16 protein-coding genes and 1 pseudogene are annotated in these 24,922 nt (G+C 69.9%); 9 read left to right on the forward strand and 8 right to left on the reverse strand.

Going from position 1 to position 24,922, the window contains the following annotated elements; all coding sequences use genetic code 11:
- The first annotated feature begins 16 nt into the window (after window positions 1-16).
- Entirely contained in the window at window positions 17-907 is an 891-nt protein-coding gene (locus tag AB0H53_RS07520) for a 2-hydroxy-3-oxopropionate reductase (protein ID WP_362108518.1), read from the forward strand.
- A 177-nt stretch (window positions 908-1,084) separates the two neighbouring features.
- Complete coding sequence (locus AB0H53_RS07525) at window positions 1,085-2,551, forward strand: catalase (protein WP_362108520.1); 1,467 nt, start codon at window positions 1,085-1,087, stop codon at window positions 2,549-2,551.
- Window positions 2,552-3,186: 635 nt separating this feature from the next.
- Here AB0H53_RS07525 and AB0H53_RS07530 read toward each other — a convergent pair.
- Window positions 3,187-3,411 (reverse strand): hypothetical protein, encoded by a 225-nt coding sequence (locus AB0H53_RS07530; RefSeq protein ID WP_362108522.1) that lies wholly within the window; start codon window positions 3,409-3,411, stop codon window positions 3,187-3,189.
- Window positions 3,412-3,757: 346 nt separating this feature from the next.
- Window positions 3,758-4,396 carry an endonuclease domain-containing protein gene (locus tag AB0H53_RS07535; protein WP_362108524.1) on the reverse strand — a complete coding sequence of 213 codons (639 nt, stop codon included), beginning with the start codon at window positions 4,394-4,396 and terminating at the stop codon, window positions 3,758-3,760.
- Window positions 4,397-4,443: 47 nt separating this feature from the next.
- Between AB0H53_RS07535 and AB0H53_RS07540 the strand changes: the two genes are divergently transcribed.
- The gene (locus AB0H53_RS07540) at window positions 4,444-5,376 is read left to right on the forward strand and encodes an N-acetylmuramoyl-L-alanine amidase (protein WP_362108526.1); all 933 of its coding nucleotides are present in this window, start codon (window positions 4,444-4,446) and stop codon (window positions 5,374-5,376) included.
- Window positions 5,377-5,445: 69 nt separating this feature from the next.
- On the opposite strand, the gene gcl is transcribed toward AB0H53_RS07540, so the two are convergent.
- Window positions 5,446-7,230 carry a glyoxylate carboligase gene (gene gcl / locus AB0H53_RS07545; RefSeq protein WP_362108528.1) on the reverse strand — a complete coding sequence of 595 codons (1,785 nt, stop codon included), beginning with the start codon at window positions 7,228-7,230 and terminating at the stop codon, window positions 5,446-5,448.
- Between the two features lie 196 nt (window positions 7,231-7,426).
- Between gcl and AB0H53_RS07550 the strand changes: the two genes are divergently transcribed.
- Window positions 7,427-8,236, forward strand: a complete 810-nt coding sequence (locus AB0H53_RS07550) for a hypothetical protein (RefSeq protein ID WP_362108529.1) — start codon at window positions 7,427-7,429, stop codon at window positions 8,234-8,236.
- A 124-nt stretch (window positions 8,237-8,360) separates the two neighbouring features.
- Here AB0H53_RS07550 and AB0H53_RS07555 read toward each other — a convergent pair whose 3' ends face one another.
- Window positions 8,361-10,037 (reverse strand): AMP-binding protein, encoded by a 1,677-nt coding sequence (locus AB0H53_RS07555; protein ID WP_362108531.1) that lies wholly within the window; start codon window positions 10,035-10,037, stop codon window positions 8,361-8,363.
- Window positions 10,034-11,728: an AMP-binding protein gene (locus tag AB0H53_RS07560; protein WP_362108533.1), complete on the reverse strand. Its 1,695-nt coding sequence runs from the start codon at window positions 11,726-11,728 to the stop codon at window positions 10,034-10,036. The genes AB0H53_RS07555 and AB0H53_RS07560 overlap by 4 nt, the downstream gene beginning before the upstream one ends.
- Before the next feature lie 93 nt (window positions 11,729-11,821).
- Here AB0H53_RS07560 and AB0H53_RS07565 point away from each other — a divergent pair, with 93 nt between their 5' ends.
- Window positions 11,822-12,676 (forward strand): helix-turn-helix transcriptional regulator, encoded by an 855-nt coding sequence (locus AB0H53_RS07565; protein ID WP_362108535.1) that lies wholly within the window; start codon window positions 11,822-11,824, stop codon window positions 12,674-12,676.
- 42 nt (window positions 12,677-12,718) lie between these two features.
- Here AB0H53_RS07565 and AB0H53_RS07570 read toward each other — a convergent pair whose 3' ends face one another.
- Window positions 12,719-13,828 (reverse strand): winged helix DNA-binding domain-containing protein, encoded by a 1,110-nt coding sequence (locus AB0H53_RS07570; RefSeq protein ID WP_362108537.1) that lies wholly within the window; start codon window positions 13,826-13,828, stop codon window positions 12,719-12,721.
- Window positions 13,829-13,959: 131 nt separating this feature from the next.
- On the opposite strand from AB0H53_RS07570, the gene AB0H53_RS07575 reads away from it, so the two are divergent.
- Complete coding sequence (locus AB0H53_RS07575; protein WP_362108539.1) at window positions 13,960-15,090, forward strand: magnesium and cobalt transport protein CorA; 1,131 nt, start codon at window positions 13,960-13,962, stop codon at window positions 15,088-15,090.
- Between the two features lie 137 nt (window positions 15,091-15,227).
- Window positions 15,228-15,530, forward strand: coding sequence for a hypothetical protein (locus tag AB0H53_RS07580; RefSeq protein ID WP_362108541.1), 303 nt, complete (start codon window positions 15,228-15,230; stop codon window positions 15,528-15,530).
- Between the two features lie 170 nt (window positions 15,531-15,700).
- Here the strand turns inward: AB0H53_RS07580 and AB0H53_RS07585 are convergent, their stop codons facing one another.
- The gene (locus AB0H53_RS07585) at window positions 15,701-16,660 is read right to left on the reverse strand and encodes a tetratricopeptide repeat protein (protein ID WP_362108543.1); all 960 of its coding nucleotides are present in this window, start codon (window positions 16,658-16,660) and stop codon (window positions 15,701-15,703) included.
- Between the two features lie 152 nt (window positions 16,661-16,812).
- Window positions 16,813-22,830 (reverse strand): DNRLRE domain-containing protein, encoded by a 6,018-nt coding sequence (locus AB0H53_RS07590; RefSeq protein ID WP_362108575.1) that lies wholly within the window; start codon window positions 22,828-22,830, stop codon window positions 16,813-16,815.
- A gap of 532 nt (window positions 22,831-23,362) precedes the next feature.
- Here AB0H53_RS07590 and AB0H53_RS07595 point away from each other — a divergent pair.
- Both AB0H53_RS07595 and AB0H53_RS07600 read left to right on the forward strand, forming a co-directional pair.
- Entirely contained in the window at window positions 23,363-23,842 is a 480-nt protein-coding gene (locus AB0H53_RS07595; RefSeq protein WP_362108545.1) for a DUF6234 family protein, read from the forward strand.
- A 364-nt stretch (window positions 23,843-24,206) separates the two neighbouring features.
- Window positions 24,207-24,392, forward strand: a pseudogene (locus AB0H53_RS07600) (CorA family divalent cation transporter); the annotation flags it as partial.
- Window positions 24,393-24,922: the final 530 nt, after the last annotated feature.

Consider the following 24,922-nt stretch of genomic DNA (forward strand, 5'->3'; position numbering starts at 1 on the left):
TGAGAGAGGTACCCGCATGAGCACGCTCCCGAAGGTCGCCTGGATCGGTCTCGGCATCATGGGCTCCCCCATGTCCGAGAACCTGGTCAAGGCCGGCTACCAGGTCACCGGCTACACGCTGGAGCAGGACAAGCTGGACCGGCTGGCCAAGGCCGGCGGCAAGGCGGCGACGTCGATCGCCGAGGCCGTCTCCGACGCCGACGTCATCATCACCATGGTGCCGGCGTCCCCCCAGGTCGAGGCCATCGCCTACGGCCCCGACGGCATCCTGGAGAACGCCGGGCGGGGTGCGCTGCTGATCGACATGTCCTCGATCACCCCGCAGACCTCGGTCGACCTGGCGAAGGCCGCGGCCGACAAGGGCATCCGCGTCCTCGACGCCCCGGTCTCCGGCGGCGAGGCGGGCGCCATCGAGGCGGTGCTCTCCATCATGGTCGGCGGTGAGCGGGCCGACTTCGACGAGGCCAGGCCGCTCTTCGAGGCGCTGGGCCGGACCATCGTGCTGTGCGGTCCGCACGGCTCGGGCCAGACGGTGAAGGCCGCCAACCAGCTCATCGTGGCGGTCAACATCCAGGCGTGCGCCGAGGCCGTGGTCTTCCTGGAGAAGTCCGGCGTGGACCTCGGGGCCGCGCTGGACGTGCTCAACGGCGGCCTGGCCGGCTCCACCGTGCTCACCCGCAAGAAAGACAACTTCCTCAACCGGGACTTCGCACCGGGCTTCCGTATCGACCTGCACCACAAGGACATGGGCATCGTCACCGACGCGGCCCGCAATGTCGGCGCCGCGCTGCCGGTCGGTGCCGTGGTCGCCCAGCTGGTCGCCTCGCTGCGCGCCCAGGGCGACGGCGGTCTCGACCACTCCGCCCTGCTGCGTGCCGTCGAGCGCCTCTCCGGCGGGCAGGTCTGAGGCTCCCGCCTCCCCAGAGCTCCGGGCGGTGCCGTCGCCGACACCTGTCCTGTCGCGCCCAGGCGCCGGCGCCGTCCGGAACACCCTCTTCACTTTCAACAAACTGTTGACGTGATGTTCGAGGCGAATTTACGCTCCTCGCACCGCCAGCAGGTCCCGTACGTACGGAAGGTCACCATGTCGAAGCGTGTGCTTACGACCGAGTCCGGCGCCCCGGTCGCCGACAACCAGAACTCCGCCACCGCAGGCGTCGGTGGCCCGCTCCTCCTCCAGGACCAGCACCTGCTGGAGAAGCTCGCCCGCTTCAACCGCGAGCGCATCCCGGAGCGCGTGGTGCACGCGCGCGGTTCCGGCGCGTACGGCTACTTCGAGGTGACCGACGACGTCACCGGCTTCACCAAGGCGGATTTCCTCTCCCAGGTCGGCAGGCGCACCGAGCTCTTCATACGCTTCTCCACCGTCGCCGACTCCCTGGGCGGCGCCGACGCGGTCCGCGACCCGCGCGGCTTCGCCGTCAAGTTCTACACCGAGGAGGGCAATTACGACCTCGTCGGCAACAACACCCCGGTGTTCTTCATCAAGGACCCGATCAAGTTCCCCGACTTCATCCACTCGCAGAAGCGCGACCCGTTCACCGGCAAGCAGGAGCCGGACAACGTCTGGGACTTCTGGGCACACGCCCCCGAGGCGACGCACCAGGTCACCTGGCTGATGGGCGACCGGGGCATCCCCGCCTCGTACCGCCACATGAACGGCTACGGCTCGCACACGTACCAGTGGACGAACGCGCAGGGCGAGGCCTTCTTCGTCAAGTACCACTTCAAGACCAACCAGGGCATCCGCTGCCTGAGCAGCGAGCAGGCCGCCGAGGTCGGCGGCAAGGACGCCAACTCGCACCAGACCGACCTGCTCCAGGCCATCGAGCGCGGAATGCACCCCTCGTGGACCCTGTACGTGCAGGTCATGCCGGCGCACGAAGCGGCCGACTACCGCTTCAACCCCTTCGACCTGACCAAGGTCTGGCCGCACGCCGACTACCCGCTCCAGCGCGTGGGCCGGATGGTCCTGGACCGCAACCCGGACAACGTCTTCGCCGAGGTCGAGCAGGCCGCCTTCTCGCCGAACAACTTCGTGCCCGGCATCGGTCCGTCGCCGGACAAGATGCTCCAGGGCCGTCTGTTCGCCTACGCCGACGCCCACCGCTACCGCCTCGGCGTCAACCACACCCAGCTGCCGGTCAACGCCCCCAAGGCCGTTCCCGGCGGGTCCGCGGACAACTACGGCCGCGACGGCCTCATGGCCACCCGCAACGGCTCCCGCCGCGACAAGAACTACGAGCCCAACTCCTACGCCGGCCCGGCCCAGACCGACGCGGCGCTCTCCGCCCCGCTGGCCGTCGCCGGCTACACCGGCACCCACCCGGCACCCCTGCACGTGAAGGACGACGACTTCTTCCAGGCGGGCGAGCTGTACCGGCTGATGTCGAAGGACGAGAAGGACCGGCTGGTCGCCAACATCGCCGGCGGCCTGTCCCAGGTCGGCCGCGACGACGTGATCGAGAAGAACCTCGCCCACTTCCACGCCGCCGACCCCGAGTACGGCAAGCGCGTCGAGGAAGCGGTCCGCGCCCTGCGCGAGGACTGAGCCCCACCGGCGCCGCGACACGGCGCCGGGTCGGCAACCGAGACCGCGTACGGCACCTGGCGGGAGGTCAGCCGCCGTACGCAGTCCGCACCGCGGGCCCGGATGAGGGGTGGCCGGCGGAGCGGACGGCTGGAGGACCGCGGCGGCGAGCGAGCCAGTGCGGTGGTAAGGAAGCACCGGCCCCCTTCTCGACCTGAGGGAAGGCGGCCGGCGGCCTCCGTCGCCGCGGTCCCCACCACCTCCCCCTGCACTCCGCCCGGCGGCGCGAACGTCCTGTCGCGCCAGCCTCGCGCCGTCGGGCGGTCCCATGTCGCCGAGCCCTCCGGGGCAGGCGAAGCGCGGAACCGGCGCACACGCCGGCTCCGCGCTTCGTCGTGTCCGGCCCTCTCCCGCCCAGCACGGCAGACGGACGGTACGGCAAACGGACGGCGCGTCAGCGGACGAGGGAGGCACGGCCGGCAACGGTCCCGCGCCCGGCACCGCGGTGGACGACGTCCGCACCCGCGTGGCCCGCTGCGGCGCGCCCCAGGGCCCCGCGCCTCGCGGCAATCGCCCGCCCGGGGCGGGAGGCCCCGCGTCGGCACGGCCGCCGGCCCGGTCCGGCGCCGGGCTCCGCGCCCGTGGGGCGCGCGCCGTCATGTCCCGCCGCTGTGCCCACTGGGGTCGATCAGCTTGTCGAGCACCACGCGCACCGCCCGGTACGCCGCCGCCGACACCTCGTCGGACGACGGGGCGCCGTCCGGGGCGCCGTCCGCGCCCGCCCGGGCCCGGTCCGCGCAGCGCTGTTCCTCGTCCGCCGCCCAGTCCCGGGCCACCCTGATCCGCCTGAGCAGTTCGTCCGCGTCCACAACCTCAGCCATGTGGAGCGGGTACCCCCGATTCCCGGGATACCCCGGGGTGCCGCCATATGAGTAAACGGCTACACACTGTGGGTATATCACTACCGAACGTAAGACCGAGGGGAGCTCCTTGAGAGGGGGGTTCATGGCGTGGTATCCCGCTGCGACGCGCATGGAGTTACAGCCCGAGTCGGACGCCCAGGCGGCCATCCGCCCCACCCGGTCCATCACGCACAGCATCGCCGCGCCGTGGACCGCGCGGCGGATGGACGAGTACTGGCGCGGCAGCGAGGAGGGTGCCTCGCACGGCTACCGGGAAGCGCGCCCTTCCAGGTACAGCGCTGCGGCGCGCGGGAGTTCCGGGCTGTCAGGGGCCTTCCCGAGTCCGTGGTCGCACGCACGGCACACCAGGCCGCGGACGCATTTCCCTCCCGCAAGTCCCAGCACCATCCGGGCAGCAGCCGTGATCGTGGTCGACGGACAGAGCGCGCCCGTTCCTGTCCGGCCGCCCGCAGGTGGCGCACGTGCCTGCCTTGCTCGCCGGCATCTCCGCGTGGCGGCCAGGAGGCAGCCCGAACAACGCCCCGCGCTGCGCGTGCCGTGCGCAGCCCCGGCGACTCCCCTGCAAGCCGTCCTTGGCCCTGGCGTTCCGGTTGAACACCTCCGGGCGGAGCCGACGGAGGCAGGTGTGACATTGCTTCTCGCCCCGCGGGTTCCGGCCGTGCGGCCTGGCAGGCCGCCGGTCCGACAGCGCAGTCAGTTCCCGCCCCGCGTCGCGCTGCCGGTTGTGACTCGCACACAGCCCGTTGCTGAGGTACTTCCGCGTGCGCCCGGGGAATTCGCATCGGCGGGCCTCCATCGCCGTGCCGCCGTGCACGCGGTGCGCGGTCCCGGGGCCTGTGTCCCCGTGGCGCTGCCACCGCCGGCAGCGCATGGCGCACCACCCCCGAGGGAGCACCCGTACAGGGCGGCCGCACCCCTCAAGACCGCACGTGAGCTCGTTCATGGCGAGGTCCCCCGGAAGGACGTTCCCGAGTCAAAGGAGGCACCCTGATGGCTTGGTGCCCGTTCGCGAGAAAACTGGAGCTGCAGCCTGAGAGCGATCAGCAACCCGCTATCAGACCCACGCAGTTCATCCTGCACAGCCTTGCCGCGCCATGGAATGCGCAGAGGATCTACGAGTACTGGAAGACCAACTCACTCGAGTCCCACTTCGGGCTCGGGTACGCCGGTGATCTCGCGCAGTACATCGGCACCGAGACCCGGGCGGACGCCAACTACGCGGCGAACCGGCGCCCGGACGGCACCGGGGCGGTGTCCATCGAGACGGCGTCGAATCTCCAGCACACCGACGCGTGGACCGACGCCCAGGTCGACCGGCTGATCCGGCTCGGCGTGTGGCTGCACCAGCGGCACGGCATCCCGCTGCGGGTGTGCCGTACCGCGTCCGACCCGGGCTACGGCTACCACCGCCTGCACTCCGCCTGGGCGGTGTCGGGCACGGCCTGCCCGGGCGACGCGCGCGTCCGCCAGTTCAGGAACGTCGTCTTCCCCGGGATCGTCGCCCGGGCGACCGGTCAGCTCCCGCCCCCCGCACAGGAGGATCCGATGCCCACCGTCATCAACGAGACCGTGGCGGGCGGCCCCGCCCTGGAAGCCGGCAAGTGGAAGCTGCTGGCCATGGCCAAGGACGCCGTCATCCTGCAGGGCCCCTGCGCGTACTCGCTGACCGCGTACGCCACCGTCAAGGGCCCGGCCGGGACGCGGGTCACCATGCGTTTCCAGGACCTGCCGCTCTCCACCAAACGGCCGTCCCTCGACCTGCCCATCGACTGCGGCACGGTCGCCGCCGACGGAGTGCTGCACGTCTCCGTCACCCGCAACGGGCGTCTGGAGAACAATGAGCAACTGCGGGTGGAGATAAGGGCGGACCAGGCCGCCAAGGTCGACTGGCGGGTCCTGCGGGCGCTGCGCTGGGCGGTCTGAGACAGCGGCCGGCCCCTGCCCCCGGGTGTTCGGGAGGCAGGGGCCGGAGCGGGTCCGTGCGGCGGTCCGTCAGACCAGCGGGCGGATCGCGGTGGGGGCGTGGCCCGGCTCGGTGGCCAGTTCCTCCCACTCCTTGATGTCGCTGATGTCCGCGGTGGTGCTCATCGAGATGTTGGTGACGCGCTCCAGGATGGCCTCCACGACGACCGGCACCCGGTACTCGGCGGCCAGCTTCTTGGCCTCCTCGAAGGCGGGCAGCAGTTGGTCCGGCTCGGTGACCCGGATCGCCTTGCAGCCGAGCCCCTCGGCGACCTTGACGTGGTCGACGCCGTAGACGCCGAGTTCGGGCGCGTTGATGTTCTCGAACTCCAGGTTGACCTGGAAGTTGATGTCCAGGCCGAGCTGCGCCTGGCGGATCAGGCCCAGGTAGGAGTTGTTGACGAGGACGTGGACGTACGGGATGCGGTGCTGGGCGCCGACGGCCAGTTCCTCGATCATGAACTGGAAGTCGTAGTCCCCGGACAGCGCCACGACCTGCGCGTCCGGGTCGGCGGTGGCGACGCCGAGCGCGGCCGGGATGGTCCAGCCGAGCGGGCCCGCCTGGCCGCAGTTGATCCAGTGGCGCGGCTTGTAGACGTGCAGCATCTGCGCGCCGGCGATCTGGGAGAGGCCGATGGTGGTGACATAGCGGGTCTCCGGTCCGAAGGCCCGGTTCATCTCCTCGTAGACCCGCTGGGGCTTCATCGGCACGTTGTCGAAGTGCGTGCGGCGGTGCAGGGTGGCCTTGCGCTCCAGCGTGGCGGCGATCCACTCGGAGCGGTCGGGCAGCTTTCCGGCGGCCTTCAGTTCCCGGGCGACCTCCACGAAGAGCTCCAGCGCGGCCTTGGCGTCGGAGGCGATGCCGTAGTCCGGGGCGAAGATCTTGCCGATCTGGGTGGGCTCGATGTCGACGTGGACGAAGGTGCGGCCCTTGGTGTAGACGTCGAGCTTGTAGCCGGTGTGGCGGTTGGCCCAGCGGTTGCCGATGCCGAGGACGAAGTCCGACTCCAGGAACGTCGCGTTGCCGTAGCGGTGCGAGGTCTGCAGGCCCACCATGCCGGCGTTGAGCTCGTGGTCGTCGGGGATGGTGCCCCAGCCCATGAGGGTGGGGATCACCGGCGTGCCGGTGAGTTCGGCGAACTCGACCAGCAGGTCGGAGGCGTCGGCGTTGATGATGCCGCCGCCCGCGACGATCAGTGGACGCTCGGACTCCAGGAGGAAGGAGATCGCCTTCTCGATCTGCGCGCGGGTCGCGGCCGGCTTGTAGACGGGCAGCGGCTCATAGGTGTCGGGGTCGAACTCGATCTCGGTGAGCTGGACGTCGATCGGCAGGTCGATGAGGACCGGGCCGGGACGGCCCGAGCGCATCAGGTGGAACGCCTGCTGGAAGACGCCGGGGACCTGCGCGGCCTCCAGGACGGTCGTCGCGGCCTTGGTGACCGGCTTGGCGATCGACGCGATGTCGACGGCCTGGAAGTCCTCCTTGTGGATCACCGAGGTCGGCGCCTGGCCGGTGACGCACAGGATCGGGATGGAGTCACCGATCGCGGAGTACAGGCCGGTGATCATGTCGGTGCCGGCCGGACCCGACGTACCGATGCAGACACCGATGTTCCCCGGGTTGGCGCGGGTGTAGCCCTCGGCCATGTGCGAGGCGCCCTCGACGTGGCGGGCCAGCGTGTGCTTGACCCCTCCGGCGGCCTGGAGGGCCTTGTAGAAGGGGTTGATCGCCGCACCCGGCACACCGAACGCGGTGGTGACGCCTTCGCGCTTGAGGATCTCCACAGCCGCTCGGGCGGCGGTCATACGAGGCATGGGACTGCTCCTGCTTCGGCCTGGCGGATTCGGGCTCTGTCGCGCCACCTGAGAGCGTCGATTCCGTAATGCGGAAGTTTAGTTCTGCTATATGGAAGTAATCTAAGCTGCCCGGCAGAAGCCGTCAAGGGATGTCGGAACTCCCTCCCCAACCGCACCCATCTGGTGGACCATGGGTCCAGCGAAGGGGGTCGTCGTGAGAGAGAACGTGCCGGTGCGCTGCCCGGCCTGCCGCCGGGCGCACGTCTACGCGCCGCCCGTCTACCCGTGCGCCTGCGGCGCGCCCGTCGTGCCCCCACTGGTCACGGGCGCCCTCGCCGAACCGATCGTCCACCGCACCTGGACCGATGAGTGGGTGACGGTCCGCTGCGCGGCCTGCGGCCGTCAGGACCAGTGGCCGCAGCCCGAGTTGGGCTGCCCGTGCGGCACGGTGCTGCGCGTCCCGGTCCGCCCGGTCACGGCCGCCGCGCCACCCGACGGGCCCGCCTCCTCCCCCGGGTCCGCGTCCGCCTCCGGCCCCCCGTCGCCCCCGCCCGAGTCCGGGGCGGCCCCCACCGCCCCGTCCGGGGTCACGACGGTGCCCGCGCCCTCACACATCCCCCTGCCGCGCACCGCCCCGGCTCCCCGCCCGGCGTTCCGGCCCGTCACCATCCGCACCGCCCGTGACGCGGTCACCGCCGCCGCGCTCTACCTGCGCTGGCTCGGGTTCCGCGACATCGTCCAGCCCGAGGAGCGCTCCGCCTACGGCATCGACCTGCGCGGGGCGGGTCTGGTGGCCCAGGTCGACCCCACGACCCGGCCCGCGTCACTGCGGGCGGTCGAATGCCTCTGGCTCAACGGCCTGGCCACCTCGACGGTGAGCGTCTTCTTCTCCCTGGCCGGTTACGAGGACCGGGCCCGCGCCCGCGCCGACGGGGTACGACTGCCGTTGTTCGTCATGGACCTCACCGGCGCCCCGCAGCCCGTCAACGGGCCCGCCGACGAACTGCTGGCACGCGGCGCCTGAGCGAAGCGGCCGGGCACGGCCGGAACCCCCCGGCGAAGGCGGCGCACCCGGCCGGGGGCACGCGCGCGGGCGGCGCACACCCCGGCGCGGGCGGCACACCCGGACGCGGGGCCCCGCCGGGTCATCACCCCCCGTACCGGCCGCGCAGCTCCACCTTCCGGACCTTGCCGCTGACCGTCATCGGGAAGGCGTCCAGGATCTCCAGCCTGCGCGGGACCTTGTAGTGCGCCAGCCGTTCCCGGCAGAAGGCGGTGAGTTCGTCCAGGGTCGGCGGGTCCGCCGGGTCGCGCGGGATCACACAGGCGAGGACCTCCTCGCCGTACCGCTCGTCCGGGACGCCCACCACCTGCACGTCGGCGATCTTGGGGTGGGCGTACAGGAACTCCTCGATCTCCCGGGGGTAGATGTTCTCGCCTCCCCGGATGATCATGTCCTTGATGCGGCCCACGATCCGGACGTAACCGTCCTCCCTGAGCACGGCCAGGTCACCCGTGTGCATCCAGCGCCCCGCGTCGATGGCCTCGGCGGTCCGTTCGGGTTCCTCCCAGTAGCCGAGCATCACCCCGTATCCGCGGGTGCACAGCTCGCCCGGCTCGCCGCGCGGCACGGTCACCCCGGTCACCGGGTCGATCACCTTGACCTCGACATGGGGCAGGGCCCGCCCGACCGTGCCCGTGCGGCGCTCCAGGTCGTCGTCGCGGCGGGTCTGCGTGGACACCGGGGAGGTCTCCGTCATGCCGTAACAGATCGACACCTCCGCCATGTGCATCTCGGTGACGACCCGCTTCATCACCTCCACCGGGCAGGGCGATCCGGCCATGATCCCGGTGCGCAGCGAGGAGAGGTCGTACGAGCCGAAGTCGGGGAGGTTCAGCTCGGCGATGAACATCGTCGGCACGCCGTACAGGGCGGTGCACCGTTCCCGCTCCACCGCCCGCAGGGTGGCGGCGGGGTCGAAGGACGGGGCCGGGATCACCACGCAGGCGCCGTGGGAGGTGGCGGCGAGATTGCCCATCACCATGCCGAAGCAGTGGTAGAACGGCACGGGCAGGCAGATCCGGTCCCGCTCGGTGTAGCCGAGTGTCTCCCCCACGAAATACCCGTTGTTGAGGATGTTGTGGTGGGAGAGGGTGGCTCCCTTGGGGAAGCCGGTGGTGCCCGAGGTGTACTGGATGTCGACCGGGTCGTCGCACGACAGCCCGGCCTCACGCGCCGCCAGTCGCTCGTCGGTCGCCTCCGGCAGACCGTTCCAGGAATCGTCACCGATGTAGTGGACGGCCCGCAGCGACGGGCAGTGCGGTCGGGCCCGCTCCACCATCGCCCGGTAGTCGCTCGTTCTGTGGGCCAGCGACGCGAACAGCACCGAGACGCCCGCCTGGTTCAGTACGTACTGGAGCTCGTGCGCCCGGTACGCCGGATTGATGTTCACCAGTACGGCCCCGACGCGGGCGGTGGCGTACTGCACGAACACCCACTCCGGGCAGTTGACGGCCCAGATCCCCACCCGGTCGCCCCTGGCGACCCCGCTGCCGAGCAGCCCGCGCGCCAGCCTGGTGACCTCGGCGTCGAACGCCGCGTACGTCCAGCGCCGCCCGGACGCCACGTCGACGAGCGCCTCACGCCGCGGCCACCTGGCCACCGTCCGGGCCAGGTTCGCGCCGACGGTGTCGCCGAGCAGCGGGGTGCTACCGGTGCCGTGGGCGTACGAGAGGGAGGACGGGGCAGTGGGCGGGGCGTACGCCGCGGCCGGGGGCGGGGGCGCGGGCTGCCCCGGTGCGGAAGGGTCCGCCGACGGGCTCATCGCAGGTCCCCCTCGTCGTACTCGGCCGCCGAGCCGGCCGCCGTGCGCTCCCGCAGTTCGATGCGGCGGATCTTGCCCGACACGGTCTTGGGCAGTTCGGCGAACTCGATCCGGCGGACGCGCTTGTACGGCGCGAGGACCGCCCGCGAGTGCGCGAACAGCGCCCTGGCGGTGCCGGGACCGGGCTCCCAGCCGTCGGCGAGCACGATGTACGCCTTGGGCACCGCCAGCCGCAGCGGGTCGGGCGCCGGCACGACGGCCGCCTCGGCGACCGCCTCGTGCTCCAGCAGCGCGCTCTCCAGCTCGAACGGCGAGATCTTGTAGTCGGACGACTTGAACACGTCGTCGCGCCGGCCCACATAGGTGAGGTAGCCGTCGGCGTCGCGCGAACCGATGTCGCCGGTGCGGTAGTACCCGCCCGCCATGGCCTCGGCCGTACGGCGCGGATCCCCGTGGTACCCGGCCATCACGCCCACCGGGCCGGCCGACAGGTCCAGCGCGATCTCCCCCTCGGCCGCCCCCGGCTCACCGGTCACCGGCTCACCGGTCACCGGGTCGAGCAGCTCGACCCGGAACCCGGGACTGGGGCGCCCCATGGACCCGGCCTTCAGCAACTGGCCGGGGCTGTTGGAGACCTGCACGGCCGTCTCGGTCTGCCCGAAGCCGTCCCGGACGGTCACCCCCCACTGGCGCCGTACCGTCTCGATGACCTCCGGGTTCAGCGGCTCCCCGGCCGCGACGACCTCCCTCGGTGGCCTCCGCAGCGCGCTGAGATCGGCCTGGATCAGCATCCGCCACACCGTGGGCGGGGCGCAGAAAGCAGTGACCCGGTGCCGGTCCATCTCGGCCATCAGCCGGGCGGCGTCGAAGCGGGTGTAGTTGTGGATGAAGACGGTCGCCTCGGCGTTCCAGGGGGCGAAGAGGTTGGACCAGGCGTGCTTGGCCCATCCGGGTGAGGAGATGTTGAGGTGGACGTCCCCCGGCCGCAGACCGATCCAGTACATCGTCGCCAGGTGGCCGACGGGGTAGGAGACGTGGGTGTGCTCGACGAGTTTGGGCCGGGCGGTGGTGCCGGAGGTGAAGTAGAGCATCAGCGGATCGTCCGCGCGGGTGACGCCGTCGGGCGTGAAGCCGGCCGGCTCGCGGTAGGCGTCCTCGTACGCGAGCCACGCCCCGGGCCCCGGGCCCCCGACCGCGATCCGGGTGTAGTCGCCCGGCACGGCGTCGAACTTGGCGGTGTCGGCGGTGCGCGCGATCACATGGCGGGCCCGGCCCCGCTCCACCCGGTCGCGCAGGTCGGCCGGGCCCAGCAGCGGGGTGGCGGGGATGACGACGGCACGCAGCTTCATCGCGGCGAGCGCGGTCTCCCACAGCTCCGCCTGGTTGCCGAGCATCACCACGATCCGGTCCCCGGCCCGTACCCCCCGGGCGCGCAGCCAGTTGGCCACCCGGTTGGAGCGGTCGGCCATCTCGGCGAAGGACAACCGGGTCTCCCCGCCGTCCTCCTCCACGATGTGCAGCGCGGTGCGGTCGTTGTCCGCCGCGATGACGTCGAACCAGTGCAGCGCCCAGTTGAAACGGTCGAACCGGGGCCAGGCGAACCCCTCGTACGCCGTGCCGTAGTCCTCCCGGTGTGCCAGCAGGAAGTCACGGGCCGCCCGGAACCTCTCCGTCGCGCCGCTGTCCGACATGTGTCCTCCTCGTTGCGGGACCCGTCCCCGGCATCGTGTAATCGGTGACCTGGATCTCACTACCCCCGGACGGGGGTGAAGGAGCGGTGCCACGTGCCGGAGCGGTCCCGGACGGTCGGGGGTACGGAGACGGCGGAGCTGCGGGCGGCGCTGCTGCGGCTGCGCCGCGCCACGGGGCTGCACGCCGCCTTCGGCGGACTGCTGGACGATCCGCGCCGGATGCGCATCGCCGAGCTGACCGGCACCCGCTCGGAGGTGCTGCGGGGCTTGGCCGTCAGCCCGGGCCACGGGCTGGGTGGCAGGTCCATCGCGCTGGCGCGGCCGTGCGCGGTGACCGACTACCCCTCGGCCCGGCACATCAGCCACGAGTACGACGCGGCGGTCGCGGCGGAGGGGCTGCGCTCGGTGGTGGCGGTGCCCGTGGTGGTGCACCGGCGGGTGCGGGCGGTGCTGTACGGCGCGCTGCGGGTGCCGGTCCCGCTGGGCGACCGGGTGCTGGACGCCGCGGTGGCGGCGGCGCGGGACGTGGAACAGGCCCTGGTGGCGCGGGAGGAGGCGCGGCGGGTGCTCGCGGAGGCCCATGAGCCGGTGACGGGGGGCGCCGCCTGGGAGACCGTCCGCACGGCCCATGGTGAACTGCGGGCGCTGGCTCCCCGCATCGCCGACCCGGCGCTGCGCGCGGAGCTGCTGGCGGTGTGCGGGCGGCTGGCGACGGCCCCGCTCCCGGGGGCGGGGCCGGAAGTGGTGCCGGGCGCACGGCTGGCGCCGCGCGAGCTGGACGTGCTGGCCGCGGTGGCGGCGGGGGCGACGAACGCGGCGGTGGCACGGCGGCTGGGGCTCCGGCCGGAGACGGTGAAGGGCTACCTGCGCTCGGCGATGCGGAAGCTGGGGGCGCACACCCGGCTGGAGGCGGTGGTGGCGGCGCGGCGAGCGGGCCTGCTGCCGTGAGCGGCCGGCGGCAGCCGGCCGCCTCTTGGCGCCCGTGCCGGCTCAGTCCACGAACCGCACGTCGCGGGCGGGTGCGCCGGTCATGATCCTGAGCGTCCGTCCGGCCTCCTCGGCCACCTCGTCGCGCTGCCGGCGCGTCAGCCTGCCGAAGGGCCGCACGGAGACGACCGCCCCCTCCCCCGCCTTGTCCTCCTCCAGCCGCCAGACCCCGGCCACCAAACCGTCGACGAGGAAGGTGGGGTGGGCCTGGTTGCCCTGCCAGGTGCGGTCCTTGTACTCCTTCGGTACGACCCTGGTGCGGTCGGCGTGCGACAGCAACAGGTTGTCGAACTCGGGCAGGAAGCGCGGCGGCGCCGGAACCTCCGGGTCGGGCCGGGGCGCGTCGGGCAGGTCGAAGAGCTCCGCACCGTGCTCGTCCTGGAAGGTCACCAGCTCCGGCCGGAGCCGGTCGAAGGTGTCACGCAACCGCGTCAGCCCCGACCAGGTCTGCATGTCCTTGACGGACGCCGGGCCGAAGGCGCCGAGGTAGCGCCTGACGGTGTCCTCCAGGGTGTACGCCGGCCGCTCCTCCGTTCCCAGCCACGCCTCGGCCGTGGTGAGCGCGACCTGACCACCGCGTCCCCACAGCCCGCGCGGGGTGACCTGCACCAGCGGCAGCAGGCAGCGGGCGGCGACGCTCAGGGCGAGCGGGTCGGCGTCCGGCCAGTGCGCCAGCAGGGCCGTACGGATCTCCTTGGGGGTACGGGGCCGCTCCTCGACCAGCTCGCGGCTGAGCGCGGCCAGCCGCTCCAGGTCCACTCCCACGAGCCCCTTGCGGAACTGCCCGACCTCCCGGTCGCGCGCCCGCTGGACCAGCGGGCGCAGCCCCAGCACATCGGCTGCGGTGTGGGTGTGGATGGTGGAGCGGATGGTGACGATCCGGGCCACTTCCCGGGACTCCATGAGCCCGGACAGTTCCCCGGGCCGGAAGCCGTCGAGCCGGGCGGCCAGCGCGTAGTAGGGCGGTTTGGGGTTCTGCGCCTGGAGCCCGACGAGGTGCGCGACGGCGTGTTTCGCGGACATGGGGGTTCGACGCAGCAGGAGCTGGCGTTCCAGCGTGGCGCGGCCCAGCGCGCGGGCGGAGAGGACCGGGTGTCTCGTCGTGGCGGCCATGCGGGCACGCTATCGGGCCTTGAGGACAGGTACGGTCCGCGATCTCGACCCGGTCACCGTACCGGGGCAAACCGGTATGTATATCCTGCACCCAGATATCGGCCCGCGTACGGCACAGGAGGTGAGAGCCGATGACCCTGCCCTCGCGGAAGCACGGCCGGCGGCGGCGCGCCGCCGAAGCCGCCGAAGCCGCCGCCGAGGCCGCTTCGGCCGCGGCGTCCCCCTCCGCTCCGAGGGCGCAGGGCAGCGTCGTCCAGGCCTCCGTGTACCTGGACGGGCACAAGGTCGCCTCCCCCGGCACCCTCGCCGAGACCTACCGCCGGCTGCGCGACGAACCGGGCGGCATGGCCTGGATCGGCCTGCACCGCCCGTCCGAGGGGGAACTGCTGTCGCTCGCCGCCGAGTTCGACCTGCATGAGCTCGCGGTCGAGGACGCCCTGGAGGCCCACCAGCGCCCCAAGCTGGAACGGTACGGCGACACCCTCTTCGTCGTCCTGCGCGCCGCCCGGTACCTCGACGCCCTGGAGGAGGTCGAGTTCGGCGAGCTGCACGTCTTCGTCGGCGCGGACTTCCTCATCACGGTCCGCCACAGCGCGGCACCGGACCTCTCCGCCGTCCGCCGCCGCATGGAGGGCAACCCGGCACTGCTGGCACTGGGACCGGAAGCGGTGCTGTACGCCATCCTCGACGCGGTGGTCGACGGGTACGCACCGGTGGTGGCGGGCGTGCAGAACGACATCGACGAGATCGAGACCGAGGTCTTCCGGGGCGACCCGGCGGTCTCCCGCCGCATCTACGAACTCTCCCGCGAGATGGTGGAGTTCCAGCGCGCCACCCGCCCTCTGGTCGGCATACTGCACAACCTCATGGCGGGCTTCACCAAATACGGCACGGACGAGGAACTCCAGCGCTACCTGCGGGACGTCGCCGACCACGTCACCCACACCAGCGAGCGGGTGGACGGTTTCCGCCAGGCTCTCACGGAGATCCTCACGGTCAACGCGACCCTGGTGACCCAGCAGCAGAACGCCGAGATGCGGGCGCTGGCGGAGGCGGGCTTCGCGCAGAACGAGGAGATCAAGAAGATCTCGTCGTGGGCGGCCATTCTCTTCGCACCCACACTGGTGGGAACGATCTACGGCATGAACTTCGACCACATGCCGGAGCTGCACTGGGTGTACGGCTATCCGTTCGCGATCCTGCTGATGGCGGTGGTGTGCACGAGCCTGTACGTGATTTTCAAGAAGCGGGACTGGCTGTAGACAGCGGACCTGACACTGTGATCGTCTTTACAGACGCGAAAATACCCAGAGGTTCACTTCGACCATACGAGCGAGCACTCGCCGGCATGCCGCGCCTCTTCGCCGTCTCGCCCGGCGAGTAGTCGAGCCACCTGTTCGTGATCGACGACCTGGACGAGTACGCCAAGGCCCACGGGATCAAGCACGACGAGGAGCCCACCTGCCTCAAGGAGCACGTCCACGACGTTCGGTGGAAAGCTTCGTATGGCAACGACAAGCCCCGGAGTCCCTACATCAGCATTCGGGTCTTGCTGAGGTGCGGCTGCTCGATACACGACCTGGACGCGTTCGCCGCCCAGATGAAAGACCAGCACGGATGGGTCGTTGCGACGAGTGGTGGCCGGGGCAGCAGCAGTGGCCCCGAGGGAACGGCGCGGCGGTCGATGCCGCCGAGGTTTTGACCCAGGCCCTCGAACGTGAGTGGGCGCTCTAGCGCTCTATGCCCCTGGACGGTTCACGGCCTGGGTAGCCGGCGCCTCCCGCATCGATGACGTCCTCGCCCGCCGCCCCTGACTCCACAGAGGCCCTGCTCAGGACAGCGGTATCCAGGCCTCCGGCCGAGGTGGGGCATCTAGAGGGTGCGGTACATGATCCAGAGTTCGTGGACCTCCTGACGCGGGCAGCCGAGTTCTTCAGCCTGGCGGATGAGCGCGGGGATCTCCTCGGGATGTCCGCGGTGGGCCAGGAAGTGGGCGAGACTGCTCGCCGCCCACGGGTCACCGGCCTCGATGCCGGCCCGCAGTTCTGCCTCCGCCTCCTCGGTTCTGCCGAGGTCCTCGAGGAGGTTGGCGAGGTTGAGGTGGGCGTTCACTTCTCCCTGCTCGATGGCCGCCCGGTATTCCTTCTCCGCCTCCTCATACCTGCCTTTCCCCTTCAACCAACCGGCGAACTGGAAATGGGCTTCCGGGCCCGCGTCCAGGGCCTTCGTAAACATGTCCTCGACGCTGCGGTCGGGGTGCCGGTCGCCGTACTTGTCCAAGTACAGCGCGCAGGCCAGGAATGCTTCCGGCTCGCCGCTCTCCATGGCCGCCAGCACGTGTTCCCATGCTGCGGCGCGTTCCCCGAGTGCGATCTCCGCGCGAGCGAGGTAAGGAAGAATTCCTTCGTTCCCGGCCGCGAGGCTGCGCCGGAGCCACGGCAGAGCCTTCTCGTCCTCCCCCTCGTCCAGATAGACCTTACCGAGGTTTCCGCAGGCCAGTTCGTCACCGGATTCGACCGCCCGGAGAAGCAACGCTTCGGCTTCCTCGATCCGGCTGTCGTTCAGAGAGAGGAAGCATCCGTAGTTGTTCAGCGCTCCTTCGATGTTCTCCTCGACCGCCATGCGGTACCACCGCTCGGCCTCTTCCTCGGAACCCTCCAGTTCGGCGAGCACATCGGCGAGAGCGAGAGCTATTCCGCCGGCTCCTGCCGCGGCGGCCTTCCGCAGGACCTCAGCGGCTTGGGCCTCCTCGTCGGCTTTCACAAGTTCGGCGCTCAGTATGAGGGCGGCTTCCCTGTCTCCTCTTTCGGCTGCCTTTCTCAGCTGCTGCATTCCGGCTTCTCGGCGTCCGGCCCGCAGGGAGATCTCTCCGTAGATTCGCTGGAGACTCATGTCGTTCCTCACACGGATTGGCGCCTGCCCGCCCGGTGAAGTACCGGGCGGGCAGGCGTTGTTCTTTACGTTAGCGGGTGGTCAGGACCGGCTCAACTGTATCCGAACCGTGCCATCCGGTAGGACCTGGCCGTGCGGCCGTTGAAGGGCTTCCAGTCCCAGTGGGCGCGCTTTCTGCCGCCGCCGTGACTGTCAGCGCCTTGATGCTTGTCCCTCTTGGACTTGCTTTTGCCCTTCCGATGTTCCTTGCGGTTCTTCTGGGTGCGGACCTTGCCCTTGCCCTTGCTGCCCCGCAGCAACCACTTGCCGCCGACGATCACGCCGCGGGCCACGATTCCCCAGAACTTGCCATCGAGGTCGTACTCGTTGACGGGGTCGCCCGGGTATCCGTATCGGTTGTCACCGCCACCGTAGACGGGGTCGGTGGACAGGAAACGGCCGGACGCGGGGTTGTAGACCCGGACACCCATAAGGGTCAGACCCGTGAGGGTCTCGCTGGAACGCTGTTTGGCGCCGAGCCAGTCGTAACGGGTGTCCGGCTGACCCGTGCGCGGGTTGCCGTACTCGTCGCTGTCGAGCACCACCGGGCTCTTGCTGGCGTCGAGCGGGAGCTGGAGGGCGACGTCACCGTGCACGGTGGTGAGCTGCAGCACCGTGTCGCCGGTTTTCCCCGTGGTCGCCGCCAGGTCACCGGAGGGCGATTCGACGTGACGGGTCAGCGCCCCGGAGGCGGTGTCCTCGGTGATCCAGCGCGGGTTGTCACTGTCGTCACCGTAGTGGTTGACCTTGGAGGCGGTGTGGGTCCAAGTGGTGCCGGATCCGGTCTCGGTCTTCCAGGCACGCAGGCGCAGATTGGCGTCGAGCTGCCAGGTCTGGCGCGTGCCGTTCGCGGTCTGCTGGTGCACCAGGTCGTTGGCGTAGTAGCCGAGCGTGCCGTGGCCGGGGGCCGTGGTGGTGCGCCCGAACGCGTCATAGACGTAACCGCTGTCGACGAGGCGGTCGGCGCTGTCGTAGGTGTGGGTGGTGGTGGTGCCTCCGGTGGTCGGGCAGTCCGCGCCGGGGGTGCCCGGGGCAGAGGTCAGCGACGTGCGGTTGGTACGTGCGTCGAAGGTGTAGGCCCGCCGGGTGCACGTGGTGTCGGCGGTGTCTTGGACGCTGACGAGGCGGCCGGCCGCGTCGTAGCTGTACTGCTGGTCGGACCAGCTCGCGTGCGCGGTGACCTGCGAGTGGACGGACTCGCTCACGGTGTCCGAGTAGACGAGCATGCCGTCACTGTCGCGGGTGTAGGTGCGCCGTACGACGCTGCCGGCAGTGTCCTCGGTGGTGACGAGGGTGTAGCCGCCGGGCAGCTTCTCCACGTTGATGGAGCCGTCGGCGTCGTAGGTGGCCTCGAAGGCACCGGCGACGGAGTCGGTGGTCTTTACGGCAAGGCCGCGCGGCTCGGCCGCGTGGTCGTAGGTGTAGGTGACGGTGGACGGCGCGTTGTCGATGGTCTTGACCGGGCGGTCGAGCAGGTCGTACTCGGTCGTGGTCGTGCCGCCGTCGGCGTCGGTGTAGGAGGTCTGGCGGCCGAGCTTATCGAACGCCTTGGCGATGGTGCCGCCGGTCGGCGAGACCGTCTTGACGGCACGGCCGGTGGCCGGGTCGTACTCCGTCGTTGCCTCGGGGACCGCTTGGCCTACGCCGCCGGTGATGGCCATCTTGGTGGGACGGCCGGCGTTGTCGTGGGTGGTCGTGGTGGTGCGGGTGACACCGTTCGCGGTCTCAGAGACCTTCGCCGCGTTGCCCCACCAGTCGTACTCGGTGGTGCTGCTGGGCAGCTGCGACGGGTTGGTGCCGCCGCCGGTGATCGCACCGGCCGGGCCGGTGGAGCACACCAGGTCGGCCCACTCGGGACGGCCCTGGCAGGCCCCGGTGCCCGTCGCCGACCAGTACGTGGTTACACGGGTGCCCGCGTCCGTACCGGTGGCGCCGGGCAGCAGCTGCTTGACGACACGGCCCTGAGCGTCGTACTCGGCGGTCTCCGTGATCGCGAGACCGCCCGGGTCCTTGACGGTCCGGGTAGGCAGCCCCTTGGCCCAGTCGTACGCGGTCTGGACCGTGCGGGTTTCACCCTGGACGCCGGGGTGCTCACGCACCTGGGCGCCCGTGATGACCTTCGTGACCTGGTCCTTGACCTTGGCCGTGCCGTCGGTGGGACGGCCGGCGTCATACTCCTTGACGGTCCAGGAACGAGCGGTCACCGATGTTCCGGCCGATACCAGCGTGGTGGCGTCGGACTTGAGGTTGGCGGTGAGCTCGATGCGGCGCAGCGGGCCGAACTCTTCCAGCTCTCGAGTACCCGTCTCGTTGTAGAGGGAGCGAGTGGCGAGCAGGTCGGCGCGGCTGGCGCTGGTGAGCTGCCCGATGCCGAGCTCGGCCTGGACGGCCTTGTCGGCCGCGGTGTTGCCGAGTGCCACGGCCCGGTTGCGCGCGGTCAGCTCTCGCACGGTGTTGCCGAACCGGTCGTATTCGGTGGTGGAGGTATGGCCTCCGGGGGTGGCCGTGTTGACCGAACGCCCGGAGACACCCATGTACGTGACAGTGGCGCGTGTGTATGAGGCGGCGGTCAGACCGCTGCCGGCGTTCGACGCGGGAACCGAGTCGGCGGGGAAGACGGCAGTCGCGTCCGTGGGGGCGTCGAGCTGGCCCCACGCCTTCACGTCCGCCGCACCCATCCTGTAAGGAGCGGTGGTGCCGGTCAGCGGCACGTCGTAGACCACGGACGTGGAAGCAGAGCCGGACTCGACGTCCTTCGATCCCTGCTGCAGACCGGAACGGGAGGTCTTGAGCAGCATGCCCGCTCCGGCGGTGGCGGCATCACCCGCCTGACCGTAGCTGAACGTCCAGGGCAGCTCCCCGGCAGGCGTCAGGCTGGTGACACGGCCTGCCGTGTCATAGCCGTACTCCGTTTTCAGCGCCGGGCTGATCTGCGGGTTCCACGTCTGGCGCAGGCGGCCTGCCGTGTCGTAGACGTAGCTCTGCACGGCCTTGGAGGTGGCCGTGGCGGCACCGGGTTCGGTGGACCACAGGCGGATCTCCTTCACCTGGCCGGTGACGTCACCGAAGGCGGTGGCGGTGGCGGTGGTGTTTGTCGCATAGACGAACTCCAGCGAACGGCAGCCCTTGGTGCTGGGCGTCGCCGTGCAGGTGGCGGCGTTCGCGGCGGAGGTGGGGGCGATGACCCGCTTGGGGCGGGCCAGCTTCTTGCCGTCGACGGTAACGGTCTCGGAAACCACCGTCGTGGTGGAGTTGGCCAGACCATCCAGCAGTGTAGAGGAGACCTGCCAGGTGGTGGCGGCTGCGTCGGCCTTGGTGAACTCGGTGACCGTTCCCTCGGTGTCGGACAGCGTGAACGAGCCGTTCACGCTGCCGGTCAGCGCCAGGTCTTCCGAGCCAGGCTCGGGAACCCATCCGTTCTTCGCCGCGTTCGCTGTGAAGTGGATGGCATCGCCCTCGGCGACAACCACGTCGACAGCCGTGTCGGAGACCTTGCGCAGGTGCCAGTAGGGGGACTCGTTCGCCTCGGCGACCGTGGCCGACACCCACTCCTTGCCGAAGATGGGGGCCTGGCCTTCCTGCTTGGCGCCCTTGTCCGGCGTACGGGAGGACGCCGTGCGGGAGACCGACAGGCCGAAGGCGGAAGCGTCGGATGCTGAGAGGACGTGGTCACCGGTGAGGAGGTTGACCTCACCCGGGCCGATCTCATCGGTGGCGGCGCCGCTGGCGTTGCGGTCGACCACGACGGTGAGGGGCTGGGTGGTGCCGGTGCCGCCGGGGCCGGCGAAGTCGGCCTTTATCTGCACCACGCCGTCGGGGTTGACGGTCTCGGTGGTGTTCCAGACCAGGGGCGCATTCTTACCATTGGCCATCGGGACGGGCCACGCGGTCAGAGGTGTGCCGTCGGACATCACCTGCCCCGCGGGGATCGGCACCCACGCGTCGGCTTCGGAACGCCGCCAGGAGAAGGACACCTTGTCGAACTTGGTGCCGTCAGCGTCGGCCACCAGCGGCAGGCGACGGGCCGTGCGCTCACCCTCAGCGGGTTGCACGAAACCGCCAGGGCCGGCGTGGAAGACGTACTCCAGAGGCTCTGACTTGTTGTCGGCCTTGTCGACTGCCCTCACCTGCAGGGTGTGGGTGCCGTTCTTCGGCGGGATCACCGAGATGGCCTTGGCGCCGGCGGCGCCGTTGGTGGCGACCTTGGTCCACCTCACGCCGTCGAGAGACCACTCGAGCCAGTTGTGGTCGGCGGCGGGCGGGGTGACGTTGAAAGTGCCGGCCTGCCCTGCGCCCTTGACCCACGCGGTCGACGGGTAGTCCGTCGAGGTGATCGCAGTCGGGGCGGAAGGAGCGGCGGTGTCGACCGTGAAAGTCTTCTCTGCCGACCAACCCAAGTTGTAATGCGCGCCGTCGTAGGGTGAGGTACGGAAACGGTACGTCTTGCCGTTGGTCAGCACACCGGCCGGAACGGTCACCGACGCGGGCTGCCCGGAGGGCACGAACGACGACCGCAGGACATCGCCGACCTGCGCGTTGGTCGCATCGTCGAAGATCTGGAACGCGCCCTGCACCTTGTCACCGTTGACGTCGACGAACGTGTCGCGCAGGGTCGGCGTGATCGTGTTGACGACGTAGGCGCCTCCGTAGGAGAAGAACGGGGCACCTGCCTCCTGCTTGGTGCCCGTCTTCGGCCGGTAATTGTAGGTGACCGTCAGCTTGGGCACGTTCGTTGCCGCGTTGGCGGAGTTGACCCGCTTCCACTGCGAGGTCAGAGTCTCCGAGGCGGCCCGCAGGCCCATGCTGGACTTGGTCCACTTATTGTTGGACCAGTGCTGGACCAGGTCGGTGACGTCTGCGTTGATCCAGCCGTCTCCGGCCGAGGTGCAGGACGGGTTTCCCTTGGTCTCGGTCGAGGTCGCGTACTTGGCGGACATCGCCGGCTGGTTCGTCCAACGCGACGCGGTGCTCGGTGCGTTGGAGGACCACACCTCCCACGGCTGTGCGGTGCAGTCGGTGTTCCCGGAGTGGAAGTTCCACAGTGACAGCTTCGCGCTGGAGATCAGGGCGTCCGCGACCGGGGCAGTGTTCCAGGTGATGAACGAGCGTGCGGTACGGGGGGTGCCGTCGCTGTTCTTCGTACCCGGGTTGCCGAAGTCCAACTCGACGTCGTTCGACCAGTCGACGGTCTCACCTTGCTGGACGTACGTGTCGAAGAGGTTGCCGAGCGCGGAGGTCGAGGGGTCGACCGTGACGGGGTACTTCGTGTTCGGATCGGCGAGGAAGCCGGCGTCCGGAGTGATGACAAGGTCCACGCCACCCTTGGTCTTGACGACCTTCATGGCGACCTTCGCCCGCCGGGTGTGCTCACCGGAGACCGGATCCACTGATGCGTCCCACATCACCGGAGCCGGCATGGTCGCGGTCTTCTTCGACTTCTTGTCGGTGAAGAGCACACTGCCGTCGGCCTGCTGCTGAACCTTCAGACCCTTGGTCCTCAGCGGCAGCGTGTACGAGAAATCGGCCGCCGGCTTCGCCTTGACGTTGACGAACTGCTCGAAACCCGTACGGGTGGCCTCAACGACCACATCCGCCCCCGGAACGGCGTTCTCATACGTCGCCCGTGTGCCGTCCAGCTTCGGCGTCGGCAGGCCACCACGCCATTGCAAGGTGATGGCCTCATCATCCTGCCCGACGGTCACCAGGTCCGTCGCCGGCGAAGCCTGCGCGGCCCGCAGTGAAGAGGCACGGTTGCCCACCTTGCCCGTGAGCTTCAGCCCTTCCGGGTGGGCCTTGGAATATACCGAGCCGTCGGAGGCGGCGGCGAGGTCGACATCGACGTCACGCCAGATGCCCGTCAGAGGGTCTTTGAAGCGGATGGGGCCTGCGGAGACCTCTGTGGTCAGGGAACCGTCTGTGTTGGCCCACGTCGTTGACGTCTCCGTACGCTCCGACAGCGCCTCCACGGACTTGCCGGACAGTCGAGCCGCCACACGGGCCGAGCGGATGTCTGCTGCAGTGGTCCGGGCTGCCTTCTCTGCGGCTGCCGCCTTGCGGGCCTCCGCTGCCATCGCGACACTCGTGCCGTCGATCAGCGTAACGGCCAGGGCCAGGACCAGACCGCCTGCGACATGGCGCAGGCTCCTCCCGGTCCAGGGTCTCCCGCGCTCATCCGAGGCGGGTATGTGGATCGTCATAACCTGAGGTTTTCCTTCTTGCTTTCGTAACTGCACTGCCTGCGTTGGCATCCTGACAGGACGTAGCCAACTGCAAGGTGGCCCCAAGATGTAAAGATCATCCAAAATGGGCATCAACACACCGGTATGGAGCCGGTGATTCCGGTCACGTCCATACGAGTGCGCTTCATCTAATTGACGATCACCGGTGCCGCCACTTCAGTCGCCTCGCACGGCACAGCTGCCCTGTCCGTTTTGCTTAGGTATGACACACCACCGCGAGTGGTAGACGGCTTTCACGACGCGGGGGCACCCGCCACCCAAGTGGTCCCGCGCTCACGGCACTCGACCTGGCTGGCCCCTTCTCAACTCCGCAGCCACCCGCTTACGCAGCCGCCGGTCCCGAGTGCCACGGCCCTGGGAGACGATGCGCCGTCAGTACACAGCCGCAATCCATGCTCCCCACCTCAGCCGCGTACCACAGCCCCTGCATGGGTCCAGCGCAAGGCGACCAAGACCAGATCGACGCGGCGCGTCTTGCACACTCGTGCGGGTGTCAGTGCTGCTGACTGCCGCATTCGTCATGGCAGTTCTCGCGGCCATCTTCCGTGCCTGCTGGACAGTGATCACGCACCTGCTGGTGACGCTCCTGGCCGGTGGAGTACTGGCGATCACGCAACATAAGTGGGACAGCAGCCATACTCCGCCCAGGTGCACCCGCTGCTTCGTGAAGCCCCAGGAACCGGAACTGCTCGACGCGCTGTTCCTCTCGGTGGGCCGGGCGCTACACCTCGCGACCGCTGACGAGAACAAGTGCCAGTACGTGCTCCGCGTCGGCAACCTGATCACCGCCCACCGGGCCGACCCGGCCGGGACCTTCGAAAAGGCCATCGCCTCACGCCGATAAGCCGCAGGCGGCACCCTCCACAGCCTGGCGGCCGCCCACGCGATGGGCCGGACCATGGACATGGATACCCTGCACAAGGCCAGGCAAGCCCGGAACTGGATCGCCCACGACGGTGCCTTGATCGGCCCCATCTGTTCCCTGAGTCGTGACCGCATCCTTCAGCACGCCAGCAAGCTGCACACCGCAGTGACGGATCTCGCGGTCGGCGACAACATCATCTCGGGGTGGTGGCACGGCTTGTCGGAGCCGCACGCCCCCCCCCGCCCATGGACTGGATCAATAGCTACCCCGCGCCGTCGAGAATCAAAGTCGCGGCTCAGGCGGCCTTCTCAAGCAATCGGAGCAGGTCGGCGCCTCGGGGTGACAACTCAAGAAGCTCTCCTCGTGGGCGGCCATCCTGTTCGCGCCCACGTTGGTGGGAAGCACCTACGGAATGACTTCGACGGGATGCCGGAGCATAACTGGACGTACGGCTACCTCCGCGATTCTGCTGATGGCAGCGGTGTGCACGAGTCCGTACTTCATCTTCAAGCGGCGGGACTGGCTGTAGACCGCAGGTCGGATCCTCCCTTGTTCGACTTCACGGTGCCGAACAGCCCTGGAGGGTGGATCGCAAGGCCCTGGGGAGAATCCGGGACATCGCGCTGCGCCGGGGAGCCGGCGCCGTGAACCTGGTCTGCTGTTCCCAACGGGGCTGAGCCCACACGGCCGACCGGCAGGCCCGCCACAGCCGTTCCTCCCGGGACAGGCATCCCGAAAGGAACGGTCCGGCCGCGATTCCGCCGGCCGTGAGATCCACCGCCCGTCACCATGCGCCGTCCGGCCGCAACGCCACCGCGACGGGGCGCGCCCTGCCTCCGTGGCGGTCACACTCCGCTTCCTCCGCGATGCGCGGCGGCGATTCGCCCGTCCCCCTTGGGCCGATCAGCGCACCACAGGCCCCTGACAACTGCCTGTTGCGGCGGCCCCGCCCGTCTCTCGACCCCTAGGCAGTTTCGTTTGGATCAGCGGGCGGACCAGAGGAAGATGCCCGCGATGTGGAGTCCGGCCAGGTAGACGGTGGCGGTCTTCTCATAGCGG

This window comes from Streptomyces sp. NPDC050856 (assembly GCF_040653855.1).
Classification (GTDB): domain Bacteria; phylum Actinomycetota; class Actinomycetes; order Streptomycetales; family Streptomycetaceae; genus Streptomyces.